Genomic DNA, 452 nt, shown 5'->3' on the forward strand with positions numbered 1-452 from the left:
CGCGAACATCGGGGCTTTGTCCGCGCACCTTTTCCTCAATCGACCAAAGTGCGCCCATCTTTTCGATTGTCGCCGTTGCCACCTTGGAACTGTCGTTCGCGTGCAGTTCGTAAAACCGACGGCGACCATGCGCCCAGCATCCTGCCAATAGAGCGCCGTCGTTTCCGCGGTCGGGGCGGGCAACACGGTTATAGGCAGTGTATCCGTCGATTTGCAAGATACCGCGATAGCCTTCGAGATGCCGCGCGACACAATCGCCGGATCGACTGTCTTCAAATCGATAGGCCACCATCGGCGGACCACTGCCGCCGAACGGTCGATCGTCCCGGTTATGGAGATCTCTACATAACCGGGATTATGTGCACCTCGTAATTATGCGCAGATTGCTGAGGCAGGAGGCTTTAACCGTCGGATTCTCGGACGACTTCCGGCTGGTGAACTGCGCATAATTC

Annotated in this window: 1 pseudogene; it reads right to left on the minus strand. The window is 57.1% G+C overall.

The window, feature by feature from the left end:
* A pseudogene (locus PY650_RS36805) lies at positions 1 to 328 on the minus strand (IS66 family transposase); the annotation flags it as partial.
* Between the last annotated feature and the right edge of the window lie 124 nt (positions 329 to 452).

The sequence above is a fragment of the Martinezella calliandrae genome (genome assembly GCF_030272695.1).
Taxonomy (GTDB): domain Bacteria; phylum Pseudomonadota; class Alphaproteobacteria; order Rhizobiales; family Rhizobiaceae; genus Rhizobium; species Rhizobium calliandrae.